Raw genomic sequence first — 14,898 nt, forward strand, 5'->3', positions numbered from 1 at the left:
CAGCAACGGTACGCATCGGTACCGGGTGCGTGGATGATGGAGGCGGCCATTGGTACTGTCAAGTACCAATGTGGTTGGCGCGCCCGCCGGAGCGGGCGGCGAAGCGGGCGACGAGAATCCGGTCATGGTCGAGTCCGATGAATTCCCGATGTCCGAGCACCGCGGCCGCCTGCTGCAGGGCATGGCGCATGCCGTGGCCGAAAAGGGCTACGCGGCCACGACGATCGCCGACATCGTGCGCGAAGCCAAGGTCTCGCGACGCACCTTCTACGAGCATTTCAACGGCAAGTCCGAATGCCTGGTGGCGCTCTACGAAGCCGCCAGCCACAACGGCCTGAAAGTGCTGCGTGGGGCGCTCGACCCGGCCCATCCGTGGCAGACGCAGGTCGAGCAAGCGCTGGCCGCGTACTTCAGCGCCCTGGCCGCCAACCCCGTGCTGATGCGCACCCTCTACGTCGAGATCCTTGGCCTCGGGCCGGACGGGCTGGCGGCGCGGCGCCGGGTGAACGGCGAGCTGGCCGCCTTCATGCTCGAGGTGGTCAACGGCCGGCCGCGGGGCAGCGGAGCGCTCTCGGCGCAGATGGCGATGGCCGTGGTGGGCGGGATCAACGAACTGGTGCTCGAGTGCATCGAGCAGGACCGGGTCGACCGCCTGGCGTCGCTGGTCGCACCGGCGGCACAGCTGGTGCGGTCCGTGACGGGTGGTGCCGGGGGGCCCACCGTGGCGAAACCCCGATGAGAAAGGCCCGCGCGAGGCGGGCCTTCGATCGCGACAGGGCCTGTCAGGGCAGGCCAACGGTTCAGCTGGCGCCGCTCACTTCGCGGCGGCCGGCGCGGTGACGGCCGCGGGGGTGGACGGCGCCTGCGGGGCATCGCCGCCGTGGAAGCGCACCACCAGCGGCACGATCAGCAGCGCGACGATGTTGATGATCTTGATCAGCGGGTTGACGGCCGGACCGGCAGTGTCCTTGTAGGGGTCGCCGACCGTGTCGCCGGTGACGGCGGCCTTGTGCGCGTCGGAGCCCTTGCCGCCGTGGTTGCCGTCCTCGATGTACTTCTTGGCGTTGTCCCACGCGCCGCCACCGGTGCACATGGAGATGGCGACGAACAGGCCGGTGACGATGGTGCCCATCAGCAGGCCGCCCAGCGCCTTGGGCCCGAGGATCAGGCCGACCAGGATCGGCACCACCACGGGCAGCAGCGACGGGATGATCATTTCCTTGATGGCCGCCGTGGTGAGCATGTCCACCGCCCTGCCGTACTCGGGCTTGGCGGTGCCTTCCATGATGCCCTTGATGGTGCTGAACTGCCGGCGCACCTCGACCACCACGGCACCGGCCGCGCGGCCGACCGCTTCCATGGCCATCGCACCGAACAGGTAGGGGATCAGGCCGCCGATGAACAGGCCCACGATCACCATCGGGTCCGACAGGTCGAAGCTGATCGCACGGCCGTAGCCTTCCAGCTTGTGCGTGTAGTCGGCGAACAGCACCAGCGCTGCCAGGCCGGCCGAGCCGATGGCGTAGCCCTTGGTGACGGCCTTGGTGGTGTTGCCCACGGCATCGAGGGGGTCGGTGATGTCGCGCACCGAGGAGGGCAGGTCGCTCATCTCGGCGATGCCACCAGCGTTGTCGGTGATCGGTCCATAGGCATCCAGCGCCACCACGATGCCAGCCATGCTCAGCATGGAGGTGGCCGCCACGGCGATGCCATACAGGCCGGCCAGCTGGTAGGCCGCGATGATCGCCAGGCAGACGAACAGCACCGGCCATGCCGTGGAGCGCATCGACACGCCCAGGCCCGCGATGATGTTGGTGCCGTGGCCGGTGGTCGAGGCCTGCGCGATGTGGCGCACCGGCGAGTACTGCGTGCCGGTGTAGAACTCGGTGATCCAGACCAGCAGGCCGGTGAGCACCAGGCCGACCGCGCAGGCGCCGAACAGCCGCAGCTGCGAGCCGGTGGCCGTGATCGCGTTGTCGGGCATGAGCCAGACCGTCACGCCGTAGAAGGCGATCAGCGACAGCGCGCCGGCGATGGCCAGGCCCTTGTACAGCGCCGGCATCACGTTGCGCATGCCGGGCGATGCCTTGACGAAGAAGCAGCCGATGATGGACGCGATGATCGACACCGCGCCCAGCGCCAGCGGGTACAGCACCGCCGAGGTGCCGGCATTGCCGACCAGCAGCGCACCGAGCACCATGGTGGCGATCAGCGTGACGGCGTAGGTCTCGAACAGGTCGGCTGCCATGCCCGCGCAGTCGCCGACGTTGTCGCCCACGTTGTCGGCGATCACGGCCGGGTTGCGCGGGTCGTCCTCGGGGATGCCGGCCTCGACCTTGCCGACCAGGTCGGCGCCGACGTCGGCCCCCTTGGTGAAGATGCCGCCACCCAGGCGCGCGAAGATCGAGATCAGCGAGGAGCCGAACGCGAATCCGATCAGCGGGTTGAGCAGGTTGGCCAGCTTGGCGTCCGGCGTCAGCCGCCCGTTGCCGACCAGGAACCAGTAGAAGCCGGTCACGCCCAGCAGGCCCAGGCCGACCACCAGCATGCCGGTGATCGCCCCGCCGCGGAACGCCACGTCCAGCGCCGGCCCGATGCCGCGGGTGGCGGCCTGCGCGGTGCGCACGTTCGCGCGCACGGACACGTTCATGCCGATGAAGCCGCAGGCTCCCGAGAGCACCGCGCCGATGACGAAGCCGATCGCGGTCTGGCCGTCCAGGAACACCCCGATGAGGATGGCCAGGACGACGCCCACGATGCCGATGGTCTTGTACTGCCTGGCCAGATAGGCGGCGGCGCCGGTCTGGATGGCCGCTGCGATCTCCTGCATCCGGGGATTGCCGGCCTCCTGCGAGAGGATCCAGCCGCGGGCCCAGAACCCGTAAGCCACCGCGGCCAGGCCGCAGATGAGCGCCAAGATCAGCGCCGAGTTGCCAGTCATGTCTTCATCTCCTTCGCGTCGTTTTCGCTTGGAGGAGGCGCCACGCAGGCGGTGCCTCCGCTGCGTTGCTTCCTCGTCGCCTCCAGCGTGCAGGAGACCCGATTGGCCAACGGGCGGACTATACGGGCGAAAACTGCGGGGTGGTGGGCCGCGCTCCACCGATGCCCGCAGCTGTGAAGGCAAACGAGGGTTTGTCCGGAGCCGCACGTCGCGTTTGCGCATCCGCTGCGACAGGCGCTGGAAGGACTGCCATCCCGGGGGTGTTCCAGGCGCCCGCAAGCCGCACGGTCAGGCCACTTGCGGATCCGACGTGCGAAGGCCGGCGGGCCTCATTCCTCGGGACGCGGCGTCTCCGGGTTCCAGTTGGGCGGAGGCGGCAGCCGGTGCAGGAGCTTCAGCTGCGAGAACGGAAAGACGTCCACCTGCCGAGCACCGGTGTTGTCCAGCCAGGTACAGAACGCCGCGCTGGTGCTGACAGACCGGACGTTCATGGCGGCGCCTCCGCTGAGCAACTGGACGACGTCGCCGGGCTGGAATTCCATGCGCGCCAGTTTACCGAGCGACGAAAAAAACGCGCGCCGCGGGCGTGCTCACCCCCGTCGGCCCCGGCTCTTGCGGGAGTCTCGTGGCGGCAGCACGTCGGACGTGGCGCGTGCGCAGAGAGCTGGCGGCGCCAGCGTGCTGAAGAGCCGGCCCGCCTGCGCGACGGTGCGTCGACCGGATGCGGGCCGATGCGCGGGACGACCCTGCTCGAGGTGCCTGAGGAATAATGCGGGGTTTTCCCGAGCTCTCTCGTTTCCTCCAGAACCCATCCAGACCATGTCCCTCGACAACGTCACCCCCGGCAAGAACATTCCCGACGCCTTCAACGTGATCATCGAGATCCCGATGAACGCGGACCCCGTGAAGTACGAAGTGGACAAGGAGACCGGCGCCATCTTCGTGGACCGCTTCATGAGCACGTCCATGCACTACCCGACGAACTACGGCTACGTGCCCAAGACCATCAGCGGCGACGGTGATCCGGTCGACGTGCTGGTGATCACGCCCGTGCCGCTGATCCCGGGCGTCGTGGTGAGCTGCCGGCCGATCGGCATCCTGAAGATGCAGGATGAAGCCGGCGACGACGCCAAGGTGCTGGCGGTGCCGGTCGACAAGGTGCTCGCCATCTACACCCAGTGGCAAAAGCCCGAGGACCTGAACCCGCTGCGGCTCAAGACCATCGCCCACTTCTTCGAGCACTACAAGGACCTGGAGCCCAACAAGTGGGTCAAGGTGCTGGGCTGGGAAGGACCCGAGTCCGCCCGCCAGGAGGTGCTGCAGGGCATCGCCGCGTACAAGAAGCTGCACGGCGAAGCCTGATCGCCGCACGCCTGCGCCAGCAGCAAGGCCGGGTTCGCCCGGCCTTTTTTTGATGGGGCGGCGCCGTGCGCGCCGCGGGCGTGGAACTGCCCGCTCACGTCAGGTGGCGGACTGCCGGAACGGCGAGCGCTCCTGGAGGTGGTCCATGTAGTGCTCGATGCCTTGCCCTTCGCGTTCGAGGAAGCGTTCCACCGCGTCGGCGAATGCAGGATGGGCCAGCCAGTGGGCGCTGTGCGTGCGCACCGGCATCAGGGCTCGGGCCATCTTGTGCTCGCCCTGCGCCCCGCCTTCGAAGCGGCCGACGCCGTGTTCGATGCACCACTGCAGCGGCTGGTAGTAGCACGCCTCGAAGTGCAGGCAGTCCACCCGTTCGAGGGCGCCCCAGTAGCGGCCGTACGCCACCTCGGGCGAGCCATCCGCCGCATGGGACAACCCGATCAAGCTCGATGCGATGTCGCGGCCGCCCCGTTCGGCGATGAACAGCAGCCAGTTCGACGCGAGCTGGCTGCCCATGCGCCGGAAGAACTCGCGTCGCAGGTACGGGGCGTTGCCGTGCTCGCGGTAGGTGCGCTCGTAGCAGCGGTAGAAGAAGTCCCAGTCCGCTTCGCCGATGGCCTCGCCGCGCAGGGCCCGGAAGGTGACGCCGGCGTCTGCCACCTTGCGGCGTTCCTGCCGGATCTTCTTGCGCTTGTCCTGCGACAGGCTGGCCAGGAATGCGTCGAACGTGGGCCAGCCCTGGCTGAGCCAGTGGAACTGGACCGTGTGCCGGGCCATCAGCCCTGCCGCCTCGCAGGCGCGCACGTCCGCGTCGGACAGGAAGAGCAGGTGGAGCGACGAGAGCTCGTCCTGACGGCTGAGCCCGACGAGGTGGCGCACGAGGGCGCGCCGGGCCGCATCGTCGCGCGCGAGCAGCCGGGAGCCGGGGACCGGCGTGAAAGGCACCGCGACCAGCCCCTTCGGGTAGTACGCAAGCCCGTGCTGTTCGTACGCGCTGGCCCAGGCCCAGTCGAACACGTACTCGCCGTAGGAATGGTCCTTGGCGTACAGCGCGCAGGCCGCCTGCAGCGAGGCGCCGCGCCAGAGGGTCAGGAACCTGGGTGTCCAGCCGGTCCTGGGCGTCGCGCTGCCGCTGGCATGCAGCGCCTCCAGGTACTCGTGGCGCATGAAGGGCGTCGGCTGGTCCTGCGCGGACAGCAACTCGTTCCAATCGGAAGCGGGCACATCGGCCGGCGCGGCACAGAGTCGGATGACATAATCGTCCGGGTCTTTTTTCACTGCTGACATGGCCCTTCACATCTGCATCGCCCAGCTCAACTTCGTGGTGGGCGACATGCCGGGCAACGCTCAAAAGATCATCGATGCCGCGCGCCAGGCCTACGAGCAGGGCGCCCGACTGGTCCTCACGCCGGAACTGTCGATCTGCGGCTATGCCGCCGAAGACCTCTTCCTGCGGCCCGCCTTCATTGCTGCCTGCGATGATGCCGTCAAAACGGTGGCCCGCGAGCTCGCGGGGTTGAAGGGCCTGCACGTGGTGGTCGGCCACCCGGTCGGCGGCGACGTGCGCAGCAAGTCGGTCCAGGTGCAGCGGCGGCTGAATGCCGCCAGCGTCCTCAAGGAAGGCCGGGTGCTCGAGACCTATGCCAAGCGCGAGCTGCCCAACTACCAGGTGTTCGACGAGCGCCGCTATTTCACGCCGGGGCGTGGCAGCTGCGTCTTCCAGGTCGAGGGCATCAACGTCGGCCTGCTCATCTGCGAGGACGCCTGGTTCGACGAGCCTGCGATGCTGGCCCAAGAGTCGGGTGCCGAACTGCTGGCGGTCATCAACGCATCGCCCTTCCACGTGGGCAAGGGGGGCGAGCGGGTCGCCCGGATGGCCGACCGTGCACGCGCGGTGAACCTGCCCGTGGTCTACGCCCACCTGGTCGGCGGGCAGGACGAGGTCGTGTTCGACGGCGCATCGTTCGCCGTCGGGGCCGACGGCACGCTGGTGGGCCGCGCGCCCGCCTTCCAGGAAGACCTGTTCCAGGTCACGGCAGACGTGGCGGGCGACGGGCTTGCGCTGACGGCGCCCATGGCTCCGGTGCGCGAGCCCGAGGCCGACCTCTGGGACGCGCTGGTGCTGGGCGTGCGCGACTACATCGGCAAGAACGGCTTTCCGGGCGTGCTGCTCGGCCTGTCGGGCGGCATCGACTCGGCGCTGGTGCTGGCCATCGCCGTCGACGCGCTGGGCAAGGACAAGGTGCGTGCGGTGATGATGCCCTCGCCCTACACGGCCGACATCTCCTGGATCGACGCGCGCGACATGGCCGCGCGGCTGGGCGTGCGCTACGACGAGATCTCGATCGTTCCGCAGTTCGAGGCTTTCAAGGCAGCGCTGGCGGACGAGTTCAAGGGGCTGCCCGAAGACACCGCCGAGGAGAACATCCAGGCGCGCATCCGCGGCGTTCTGCTGATGGCCCTGTCCAACAAGTTCGGCAGCATCGTGCTGACCACCGGCAACAAGAGCGAGATGGCCACCGGCTACTGCACCCTGTACGGCGACATGGCCGGCGGGTTCGCGGTGATCAAGGACGTGCTCAAGACGGCCGTGTTCCGGCTGGCGCGATGGCGCAACCTGAACGACCCGTACGGCACCGGCGCCGCGCCGATTCCCGAGCGCATCATCACGCGGCCACCCAGTGCCGAGCTGCGCGCCGACCAGGTCGACCAGGACAGCCTGCCGCCCTACGAGGTGCTGGATGCCATCCTGTCGCGGTACATGGAGAACGACGAAGGCGTGGAGCAGGTCGTGGCCGCCGGTTTCGAGCGGGCCGTCGTCGAACGGGTCGCGCGGCTGGTCCGCATCAACGAATACAAGCGTCGCCAGGCGCCGGTGGGCATCCGTGTCACGCACCGGGGCTTCGGCAAGGATTGGCGCTATCCTATTACCGGCAAGTTCCGGGCCTAGAGGGAAACAGAGGACATGAAACAGATCACCGCCATCGTCAAACCGTTCAAGCTCGAGGAAGTGCGCGAGGCCCTGGCCGAATGCGGGGTGACGGGACTGACGGTCACCGAGGTCAAGGGCTTCGGGCGCCAGAAGGGCCACACGGAGCTGTACCGCGGTGCCGAGTACGTGGTGGACTTCCTGCCCAAGGTGAAGGTGGAAGTGGTGGTCAAGGACGACGACGTCGACCGCTGCGTCGACGCCATCGTCAAGGCGGCGCGCACCGGCAAGATCGGCGACGGCAAGATCTTCGTCACCAGCGTCGAGCGCGTCGTGCGCATTCGCACCGGGGAAACCGACGAATCGGCGGTCTGAACGCGAGCGGCTTCGGCCGCTAGATCTGCGACAGGTCGTGCGGCGCGTCGGCGCCCGGCGACGACGCCACCAGCTGCTGCAGCAGGGCCCCGGGATCGGTGCCCACGCGCACCAGGTCCATCTGCCACTCGTTCATGAAGCCGGCCCGCACGCTGGTCTGCAGGAAGTGCAGCAGGGGCTGGTAGTAGCCGGCGGTGTCGAGGATCCCGACCGGCTTGTCGTGGTAGCCCAGCTGCCGCCAGGTCCAGACCTCGAACAATTCCTCGAATGTGCCGATGCCGCCGGGCAGCGCCAGGAAGGCGCCCGCGCGCTCGGACATCAGCCGCTTGCGGTCGTGCATGTTGCCGACGATGTGCAGCTCGGTGCAGTCGCGCTTGGCGAACTCCTTGTCGACCAGCGCCTGCGGGATGATGCCCACGACCGTGCCGCCGGCCGCCAGCGTGGCGTCTGCCACCGTGCCCATCAGGCCCTTGTTGCCGCCCCCATAGACCAGCTGGCCGCCGCGCTCGCCAATCCAGCGACCCACTTGCACGGCCGCCTGCACGAAGTGCTCGGCGACGCCGCTGCGCGAGCCGCAGTAGACGCAGATCGAGAAGGGTGCTGTCATCGGACCACCTCGGCGGCCGGCGGGGAGCCGGCTCCAGGGGCACAGCCGGCGGTGCCCGGTCGTGTCGCCGCGCGGCACCTGGCCGTCGCGCTGCGGCCGCCGGCGGATCCGGATGCGAATTCGTTCGTCATGAAATGCCCAGCCGCTGCACGGTGGCGGCCGTCCAGATGCCCAGCGCCAGGACGAGGCTCAGCAGGACGGCGGCACTGCCCATGTCCTTTGCGCGCTTAGAGAGGTCGTGCCATTCCGGCCCGATGCGGTCGACCACGGTCTCGATGCCGGTGTTGAGCAGCTCGACGATCATCACGAGCAGCACCGACCCGGCGAGCAGGGCCACCTGCACCCATCCCTGGCCCAGCCAGAATGCGAGCGGCAGCAGCACGATGGCGGCGGTCGCCTCCTGCCGGAACGCGGTCTCGCGCCAGCCGGCCCGCAGGCCGTCGAGCGAATAGCCTGTGGCATGCCAGATGCGATCGAGGCCGGAGCGCAGCTTCTGCGGATTGACGGGTTGGAGGGCGTCGGGGGGGCGGGACATGCGGCCATTGTCCACGAGCGGCGTTCAGCCCTTGCGCGCGGTCGCGCTCGTCACCAGCCGGGTGCCGGCCCACGCGTCGTGCCAGAACTGCCGCTGCGGGTGGAAGCGGCTGGCCACGGCCCACACCGCGACCCAGCCGAAGATCACCACGGCGTCCTCGCCAGCGGTGAGTCGGAACGGCGAGAGGGCGACGAGCGGGGGCAGGAACCACAGCCAGGACAGCACGTAACGCAACAGCGCACGCGCTTGGGTGAGCGGAAGGCCGGCCCGATCGACCACCCGGATGTTCCAGGTCTTCATCGCCAGTGTCTGTCCCCGGCTCCAGAACCAGGTGAAGTAGATGCCGAACACGACGAAGAGGAAAGCCTGCAGCAGGGGGCGCCGGGCATCCATGCCGCTGCGGACCTGGCCGAGCGAGCTGAACAGCCAGCCAGCCACGAACACGACCGCGAACATGAGCATGCCTTCGTAGATCCAGCAAGCCATGCGCCGCAACAGCGGCGGGGCCTCCAGCGAGGCGGACGGCACGGACGCTCCCAGGCTGCCGGACGAGGTCGGCGCGTCAGTCATGGGGCCGGATCAGTTGGCGTTGGGCGACGGCGCACCGGCCGGTGGGGTCCCCTGTCCGGCGGCGATGCGGGGCGGTTTGCCGTCGGTCTTGGCGGGCGGCACGGTGGCGAGCTTCTGGGGTGGCACCGGGCGGACAGCGGCCGCGGTGGGCGGCGTCCGTGGCGTGGCGTCAGCGGCCAGCTTGCGCTTCTCGTCGGGCGAGAGTGCCTGGTAGGCCTCCCATTTGGCCTTCTTGTCGTCGGGCGACAGGCTCTTGGTTTCGGCGAAGTTCAGACGCGCCTGGGTCCGTTGCTGGGGGCTGAGCGCCGCCCATTCGTTCATCCGGCTGTGCAGCTTGGCCTGCTCGGCCGGCGGCAGCGTCCGGAAGTTGGCGGACAGCGCCAGCCACTTGCGCTTCTGCGCCTCGCTCAGGCTGCCCCAGGTCGAGGCGAGGGGCCGCAGGGCCTGCTGCTGGTCGCCGTTGAGCTCTGCCCAGGTGGGGCGGGTGTCGCTACGCGCCGGGGCGGGCCGGGACGCGGCGGGCCGCTGGGCCACGGCGGCCGGGGCGGCACCCGGGCTGCCGCCAGGGCCGGCGGCAGCGGCGTGCAGTGGCCACCAGGTCAGCAGCCCGGCCGTCGCCAACGCTGCCAGGCCGACGCCCGTGCAGCGCAGGGCCGGGCGATCCGGATCTGCGTGGGAGGAGGGGTCTGCCTGCATGCGCCCCTCGTGCTCAGCGATCGGACCGGAGGAACTGGACGAAGCCGGGGTCGGCGTACGCCGAGGGCGGCAGGTCGTCGGTGAGCAGCGCGGCGTCGACTTCGGCGACTTCCTTGGCGCGACGGTCGTTCTGCACGACGTGAATGGTGACCAGGCCGGCGGCCAGCACGATCAGGGGCAGGGCCGAAGCGATGCGCTGCCAGAGGTTCAGATGCTCGCCGCCGGTGCCCAGGCTGGCCTGGCCGTCGGCGCCGACGTTGACCTGGCGGGTGGGTGCCGTCTGCAGGTCCGCGACCTTGCGGCGGGCGACCGCTTGCGCCCGCGCGGCACGCAGACGCTCGGTGATGTCTCGGGGCAGCTCCGAGGAGCCGGCATCCAGCCGGGCCGCCAAGCGGCGGCCAAACTGGTCCTGGCGGGCGAGTGCCAGTGAAGGGTTGGCGACGTTCATAGTTGTAATCCCTTTGCCTTCAGTGCTTTGCTGAGGGCCTGGACTGCCCGGGAGCAATGTGTTTTGACGCTTCCCTCGGAACAGCCCATGGCCGCCGCCGTCTCGGCAACGTCCATGTCCTCCCAGTAACGCATCAGGAATGCTTCACGTTGACGGCCGGGGAGGGCCTGGATCTCGCTTTCGATCTCTCGCAAGATCTGCGCCCGGCGGGTGGCGTCCTCGGCGCTCTCCGTCTGCTGTGAGTTCTCCAGGACCTCGTAAGTTTCCAGCAGGTCGAAATCCCCGTCGTCGGACGCGGACTCGAAGTCGCTCATGTTGGAGAACAGGGCCCTGCGCGTCTTCTGGCGGCGGAACCAGTCCAGCGTGCAGTTCGACAGGATGCGCTGGAACAGCATCGGGAACTCCGATGCCGGCTTGTCGCCGTAGTGCTCCGCCAGCTTCATCATGCTTTCCTGCACGATGTCGAGTGCCGCCTCGTCGTCGCGGACGTGGTAGACGGAGCGCTTGAAGGCCCGTTTCTCGACGCTCTTGAGGAAGTCGGAGAGTTCTCGTTCGGTGGCCAAGGGGGCGGGACGCCTTCTTCAGGGCTGGTGGCTCGGGACGCCGTCTCGTCGGGGCAGGCGTTCGCGGCCGGGATTATGCACCGCTGCGGTCGTGTTCGGCCGGCTGCCGTTGAGGTGCCATAATGTGCCCCGCAAGTCAAAAGGCAAACGAGTCCGGATCCGGCGGCCCGATCGGCACGCCCATGGTCCGGGGCTCTAAGTCCCGACGCGTCCCCACAAGGGACGGCGAAGGGGCACCCCAAGGTTCTTCGTTCCCGAAACCCGAAAGGTTGATCATGGAAATCAGCAAGGCGGAGATCACCTCCGCGGCGGCCGTCACGGCCGGCTCACCCCCCCAAGCTTCCCAGGCCCCGCTCGAGTTGCGAGGTGCCGAGATCCTCGTCAAGTCGCTGCAGGCCGAAGGCGTGAAGTACGTCTGGGGCTACCCCGGCGGCGCCGTCCTGCACATCTACGACGCGTTCTACAAGCAGGACACCATCCAGCACGTGCTGGTGCGCCACGAGCAGGCCGCCGTGCACGCGGCCGACGGCTATGCCCGCGCCACCGGCGACATCGGCGTCGCCCTGGTCACCTCGGGCCCGGGCGTCACCAACGCGGTCACCGGCATCGCGACCGCCTACATGGACAGCATTCCGATGGTGATCGTCACCGGCCAGGTGCCGACGCACGCGATCGGCCTGGATGCCTTCCAGGAATGCGACACGGTCGGCATCACCCGCCCCATCGTCAAGCACAACTTCCTGGTCAAGGACGTGCGCCAGCTGGCCGACGTGATGAAGAAGGCCTTCCACATCGCCCGCAGCGGCCGCCCGGGCCCGGTCGTGGTGGACATCCCGAAAGACGTCTCGTTCAACAAGACGGCCTGGACCGGCTATCCGGACAAGGTCGAGATGCGCTCGTACAACCCGGTGCGCAAGGGCCATGGCGGGCAGATCCGCAAGGCGCTGCAGCTGCTGCTGGCGGCCAAGCGGCCGTACATCTACACCGGCGGCGGCGTCGTCCTGGGCAATGCCACCCAGGAGCTGCGCCAGCTGGTCGACATGCTCGGCTGCCCGTGCACCAACACGCTGATGGGCCTGGGGTCCATCTCCGGCCACGACCCGAAGTTCCTGGGCATGCTGGGCATGCACGGCACCATCGAGGCCAACAACGCCATGCAGAACTGCGACGTGCTGCTGGCCGTGGGGGCGCGCTTCGACGACCGCGTGATCGGCAACCCGAAGCACTTCGCCCAGAACGAGCGCAAGATCATCCATGTCGACATCGACCCCTCGAGCATCTCCAAGCGGGTGAAGGTCGACATTCCGATCGTGGGCGACGTGCGCGAGGTGCTCACCGAACTCATCGCCATGATCAAGGAGTCGAGCGTCCGGCCCGATGCAGGCGCGCTGGCCGCCTGGTGGAACCAGATCGAGGCCTGGCGCAAGAAGGACTGCCTGCGCTACGACCGCAAGAACCAGGAAGTGATCAAGCCGCAGCATGTGATCGAGACGCTCTCGGCCATGACCCGCGGGGTGGACACCTACATCACCTCCGACGTGGGCCAGCACCAGATGTGGGCCGCGCAGTTCTACAAGTTCGACGAGCCGCGCCGCTGGATCAACTCGGGGGGCCTGGGCACCATGGGCGTGGGCATCCCGTACGCCATGGGGATCAAGCTGGCCAGGCCGGACAGCGAGGTGTACTGCATCACCGGCGAGGGTTCGGTGCAGATGTGCATCCAGGAGCTGTCGACCTGCCTGCAGTACAAGACGCCGATCAAGGTGATCTCGCTGAACAACCGCTACCTGGGCATGGTGCGCCAGTGGCAGCAGCTCGACTACGAGGGCCGCTACAGCCACAGCTACATGGATGCGCTGCCCGACTTCGTGAAGCTGGCCGAGGCCTACGGCCACGTCGGCATGCTGATCGAGCACCCGCGCGACGTCGAGCCCGCGCTGCGCGAGGCGCGCAAGCTCAAGGACCGCACCGTGTTCATGGACTTCCGCACCGACCCCACCGAGAACGTGTTCCCGATGGTGCAGGCCGGCAAGGGCATCACCGAGATGCTGCTGGGATCGGAAGACCTGTGAGCTGAACCCCGGCGCCCGCGCAAGGGCGCCGGATCCCCGAAGACGAATCTATTGGCTGCCAAGCCCGCCGCTTACCGGCTGCGGGGGAGGGCACCGAAAAGAGGAATCGCATGAAGCACATCATTGCCGTGCTGCTGGAAAACGAACCCGGCGCACTCTCCCGCGTGGTCGGCCTGTTCTCGGCCCGCGGCTACAACATCGAGTCGCTCACCGTGGCGCCGACGGAGGACCCGTCGCTGTCGCGCATGACGATCCAGACCACCGGCTCCGACGACGTGATCGAGCAGATCACCAAGCATCTGAACCGCCTGATCGAGGTGGTCAAGGTGGTCGACCTCACCGAGGGCGCCTACACCGAGCGTGAGCTCATGATGGTGAAGGTGCGCGCGGTGGGCAAGGAGCGCGAGGAGATGAAGCGCATGGCCGACATCTTCCGCGGCCGCATCATCGACGTCACCGAGAAGAGCTACACCATCGAGCTGACCGGCGACCAGGGCAAGAACGACGCCTTCCTGGAGGCGATCGACCGCACCGCCATCCTGGAGACGGTGCGGACCGGCGCCAGCGGCATCGGCCGCGGCGAGCGCGTGCTGCGCGTCTGAACCGAACACGAGGCTCGGCCGCCCGTCCGTTCGGGCCGAGCCTGTCGAAGCCCCGTCCGCGGGGTGTGCTTGAGCCCTTCGACAGGCTCAGGGCGAACGGCGAAACTGAACTTACCGGAGAGAGAAGACCATGAAGGTGTACTACGACAAGGACTGCGACCTGAGCCTGATCAAGGGCAAGACGGTTGCCATCATCGGCTACGGCTCGCAAGGCCACGCCCACGCCCAGAACCTGAACGACAGCGGCGTGAAGGTGATCGTCGGCCTGCGCAAGGGCGGCGCTTCCTGGCCCAAGGTCGAGAAGGCCGGCCTGAAGGTCGCCGAGGTGGCCGACGCGGTGAAGTCGGCCGACGTGGTCATGATCCTGCTGCCCGACGAGCAGATCGCCTCCGTCTACAAGAACGACGTCGAGCCGAACATCAAGCAGGGCGCCTCGCTCGCCTTCGCGCACGGCTTCAACGTGCACTACGGCCAGGTCGTGCCGCGCGCCGACCTCGACGTGTGGATGGTCGCCCCCAAGGCGCCGGGCCACACCGTGCGCAGCACCTACACCCAGGGTGGCGGCGTGCCCCACCTGGTGGCCGTGCATGCCGACAAGAGCGGCAAGGCCCGCGATCTCGCGCTGTCGTACGCCATGGCCAATGGCGGCGGCAAGGCCGGCATCATCGAGACCAACTTCCGCGAGGAGACCGAGACTGACCTGTTCGGCGAACAGGCCGTGCTGTGTGGCGGCACGGTGGAGCTGATCAAGGCCGGCTACGAGACGCTGGTGGAAGCCGGCTACGCCCCCGAGATGGCGTACTTCGAGTGCCTGCACGAGCTGAAGCTGATCGTCGACCTGATCTACGAGGGCGGCATCGCGAACATGAACTACTCGATCTCCAACAACGCCGAGTACGGCGAGTACGTGACCGGCCCGCGTGTCGTCACCGAGGAGACCAAGAAGGTCATGAAGCAGGTGCTCAAGGACATCCAGACCGGCGAGTACGCCAAGAGCTTCATCCTGGAAAACCGCGCCGGCGCTCCGACGCTCCAGTCGCGCCGCCGCCTGAACGCCGAGCACTCGATCGAAGTGGTGGGCGAGCAGCTGCGCGCGATGATGCCCTGGATCAAGAAGAACAAGCTGGTCGACCAGACCCGCAACTGATTCGCACGGCGGGCCTGCCCGCCGGCACGGATGTCCCGGCCAGGGATGCCGCAG

Annotated in this window: 16 protein-coding genes; 7 read left to right on the forward strand and 9 right to left on the reverse strand. The window is 68.2% G+C overall.

Annotation, left to right across the window (positions count from 1 at the left end; genetic code table 11):
* Positions 1-124 precede the first annotated feature (124 nt).
* Positions 125-739, forward strand: coding sequence for a TetR/AcrR family transcriptional regulator (locus VFE82_RS07400; protein WP_324999612.1), 615 nt, complete (start codon positions 125-127; stop codon positions 737-739).
* 75 nt (positions 740-814) lie between these two features.
* On the opposite strand, the gene VFE82_RS07405 is transcribed toward VFE82_RS07400, so the two are convergent.
* Together VFE82_RS07405 and VFE82_RS07410 are read right to left on the reverse strand one after the other, a co-directional pair.
* Positions 815-2,941, reverse strand: a complete 2,127-nt coding sequence (locus VFE82_RS07405) for a sodium-translocating pyrophosphatase (protein WP_324999613.1) — start codon at positions 2,939-2,941, stop codon at positions 815-817.
* Between the two features lie 329 nt (positions 2,942-3,270).
* Positions 3,271-3,483 carry a YodC family protein gene (locus VFE82_RS07410; protein WP_324999614.1) on the reverse strand — a complete coding sequence of 71 codons (213 nt, stop codon included), beginning with the start codon at positions 3,481-3,483 and terminating at the stop codon, positions 3,271-3,273.
* A gap of 277 nt (positions 3,484-3,760) precedes the next feature.
* Between VFE82_RS07410 and ppa the strand changes: the two genes are divergently transcribed.
* Complete coding sequence (ppa, locus tag VFE82_RS07415) at positions 3,761-4,303, forward strand: inorganic diphosphatase (protein WP_324999615.1); 543 nt, start codon at positions 3,761-3,763, stop codon at positions 4,301-4,303.
* Between the two features lie 99 nt (positions 4,304-4,402).
* Here the strand turns inward: ppa and VFE82_RS07420 are convergent, their stop codons facing one another.
* Complete coding sequence (locus tag VFE82_RS07420; protein ID WP_324999616.1) at positions 4,403-5,587, reverse strand: GNAT family N-acetyltransferase; 1,185 nt, start codon at positions 5,585-5,587, stop codon at positions 4,403-4,405.
* Between VFE82_RS07420 and VFE82_RS07425 the strand changes: the two genes are divergently transcribed.
* Positions 5,586-7,250 (forward strand): NAD+ synthase, encoded by a 1,665-nt coding sequence (locus VFE82_RS07425; protein WP_324999617.1) that lies wholly within the window; start codon positions 5,586-5,588, stop codon positions 7,248-7,250. The genes VFE82_RS07420 and VFE82_RS07425 overlap by 2 nt on opposite strands.
* A 15-nt stretch (positions 7,251-7,265) precedes the next feature.
* Positions 7,266-7,604, forward strand: a complete 339-nt coding sequence (locus VFE82_RS07430) for a P-II family nitrogen regulator (RefSeq protein ID WP_324999618.1) — start codon at positions 7,266-7,268, stop codon at positions 7,602-7,604.
* A gap of 19 nt (positions 7,605-7,623) precedes the next feature.
* On the opposite strand, the gene VFE82_RS07435 is transcribed toward VFE82_RS07430, so the two are convergent.
* The 6 genes from VFE82_RS07435 to VFE82_RS07460 all read right to left on the reverse strand — a co-directional run bounded on the left by VFE82_RS07435 (position 7,624) and on the right by VFE82_RS07460 (position 11,023).
* Complete coding sequence (locus VFE82_RS07435) at positions 7,624-8,211, reverse strand: TIGR00730 family Rossman fold protein (RefSeq protein ID WP_324999619.1); 588 nt, start codon at positions 8,209-8,211, stop codon at positions 7,624-7,626.
* A gap of 127 nt (positions 8,212-8,338) precedes the next feature.
* On the reverse strand, positions 8,339-8,746 hold the full coding sequence (locus VFE82_RS07440; protein ID WP_324999620.1) for a diacylglycerol kinase: 408 nt from the start codon (positions 8,744-8,746) through the stop codon (positions 8,339-8,341).
* Positions 8,747-8,770: 24 nt separating this feature from the next.
* Complete coding sequence (locus VFE82_RS07445; protein ID WP_324999621.1) at positions 8,771-9,316, reverse strand: RDD family protein; 546 nt, start codon at positions 9,314-9,316, stop codon at positions 8,771-8,773.
* A 9-nt stretch (positions 9,317-9,325) separates the two neighbouring features.
* Positions 9,326-10,012: a DUF3106 domain-containing protein gene (locus VFE82_RS07450; protein ID WP_324999622.1), complete on the reverse strand. Its 687-nt coding sequence runs from the start codon at positions 10,010-10,012 to the stop codon at positions 9,326-9,328.
* 13 nt (positions 10,013-10,025) lie between these two features.
* The gene (locus tag VFE82_RS07455) at positions 10,026-10,460 is read right to left on the reverse strand and encodes a DUF3619 family protein (RefSeq protein WP_324999623.1); all 435 of its coding nucleotides are present in this window, start codon (positions 10,458-10,460) and stop codon (positions 10,026-10,028) included.
* Entirely contained in the window at positions 10,457-11,023 is a 567-nt protein-coding gene (locus VFE82_RS07460) for an RNA polymerase sigma factor (RefSeq protein ID WP_324999624.1), read from the reverse strand. Before VFE82_RS07460 ends, VFE82_RS07455 begins: the two co-directional genes overlap by 4 nt.
* 275 nt (positions 11,024-11,298) lie before the next feature.
* Here VFE82_RS07460 and VFE82_RS07465 point away from each other — a divergent pair, with 275 nt between their 5' ends.
* The 3 genes from VFE82_RS07465 (at position 11,299) to ilvC (ending at position 14,844) form a co-directional block, all read left to right on the forward strand.
* Positions 11,299-13,095, forward strand: a complete 1,797-nt coding sequence (locus VFE82_RS07465) for an acetolactate synthase 3 catalytic subunit (protein WP_324999625.1) — start codon at positions 11,299-11,301, stop codon at positions 13,093-13,095.
* Positions 13,096-13,205: 110 nt separating this feature from the next.
* Entirely contained in the window at positions 13,206-13,697 is a 492-nt protein-coding gene (ilvN, locus tag VFE82_RS07470; RefSeq protein WP_324999626.1) for an acetolactate synthase small subunit, read from the forward strand.
* Positions 13,698-13,827: 130 nt separating this feature from the next.
* Positions 13,828-14,844 (forward strand): ketol-acid reductoisomerase, encoded by a 1,017-nt coding sequence (gene ilvC / locus VFE82_RS07475; protein ID WP_324999627.1) that lies wholly within the window; start codon positions 13,828-13,830, stop codon positions 14,842-14,844.
* Positions 14,845-14,898: the final 54 nt, after the last annotated feature.

Source organism: Ramlibacter sp. (genome assembly GCF_035655895.1).
Lineage (GTDB): Bacteria > Pseudomonadota > Gammaproteobacteria > Burkholderiales > Burkholderiaceae_C > Ramlibacter.

Bases quoted from the DNA above. Each gene is read 5' to 3' on its own strand.
- VFE82_RS07400 (WP_324999612.1), top strand. From the start codon at position 125: ATGGTCGAGTCCGATGAATTCCCGATGTCCGAGCACCGCGGCCGCCTG.
- VFE82_RS07405 (WP_324999613.1), bottom strand. From the start codon at position 2,941: ATGACTGGCAACTCGGCGCTGATCTTGGCGCTCATCTGCGGCCTGGCC.
- VFE82_RS07410 (WP_324999614.1), bottom strand. From the start codon at position 3,483: ATGGAATTCCAGCCCGGCGACGTCGTCCAGTTGCTCAGCGGAGGCGCC.
- ppa (WP_324999615.1), top strand. From the start codon at position 3,761: ATGTCCCTCGACAACGTCACCCCCGGCAAGAACATTCCCGACGCCTTC.
- VFE82_RS07425 (WP_324999617.1), top strand. From the start codon at position 5,586: ATGGCCCTTCACATCTGCATCGCCCAGCTCAACTTCGTGGTGGGCGAC.
- VFE82_RS07420 (WP_324999616.1), bottom strand. From the start codon at position 5,587: ATGTCAGCAGTGAAAAAAGACCCGGACGATTATGTCATCCGACTCTGT.
- VFE82_RS07430 (WP_324999618.1), top strand. From the start codon at position 7,266: ATGAAACAGATCACCGCCATCGTCAAACCGTTCAAGCTCGAGGAAGTG.
- VFE82_RS07435 (WP_324999619.1), bottom strand. From the start codon at position 8,211: ATGACAGCACCCTTCTCGATCTGCGTCTACTGCGGCTCGCGCAGCGGC.
- VFE82_RS07440 (WP_324999620.1), bottom strand. From the start codon at position 8,746: ATGTCCCGCCCCCCCGACGCCCTCCAACCCGTCAATCCGCAGAAGCTG.
- VFE82_RS07445 (WP_324999621.1), bottom strand. From the start codon at position 9,316: ATGACTGACGCGCCGACCTCGTCCGGCAGCCTGGGAGCGTCCGTGCCG.
- VFE82_RS07450 (WP_324999622.1), bottom strand. From the start codon at position 10,012: ATGCAGGCAGACCCCTCCTCCCACGCAGATCCGGATCGCCCGGCCCTG.
- VFE82_RS07455 (WP_324999623.1), bottom strand. From the start codon at position 10,460: ATGAACGTCGCCAACCCTTCACTGGCACTCGCCCGCCAGGACCAGTTT.
- VFE82_RS07465 (WP_324999625.1), top strand. From the start codon at position 11,299: ATGGAAATCAGCAAGGCGGAGATCACCTCCGCGGCGGCCGTCACGGCC.
- ilvN (WP_324999626.1), top strand. From the start codon at position 13,206: ATGAAGCACATCATTGCCGTGCTGCTGGAAAACGAACCCGGCGCACTC.
- ilvC (WP_324999627.1), top strand. From the start codon at position 13,828: ATGAAGGTGTACTACGACAAGGACTGCGACCTGAGCCTGATCAAGGGC.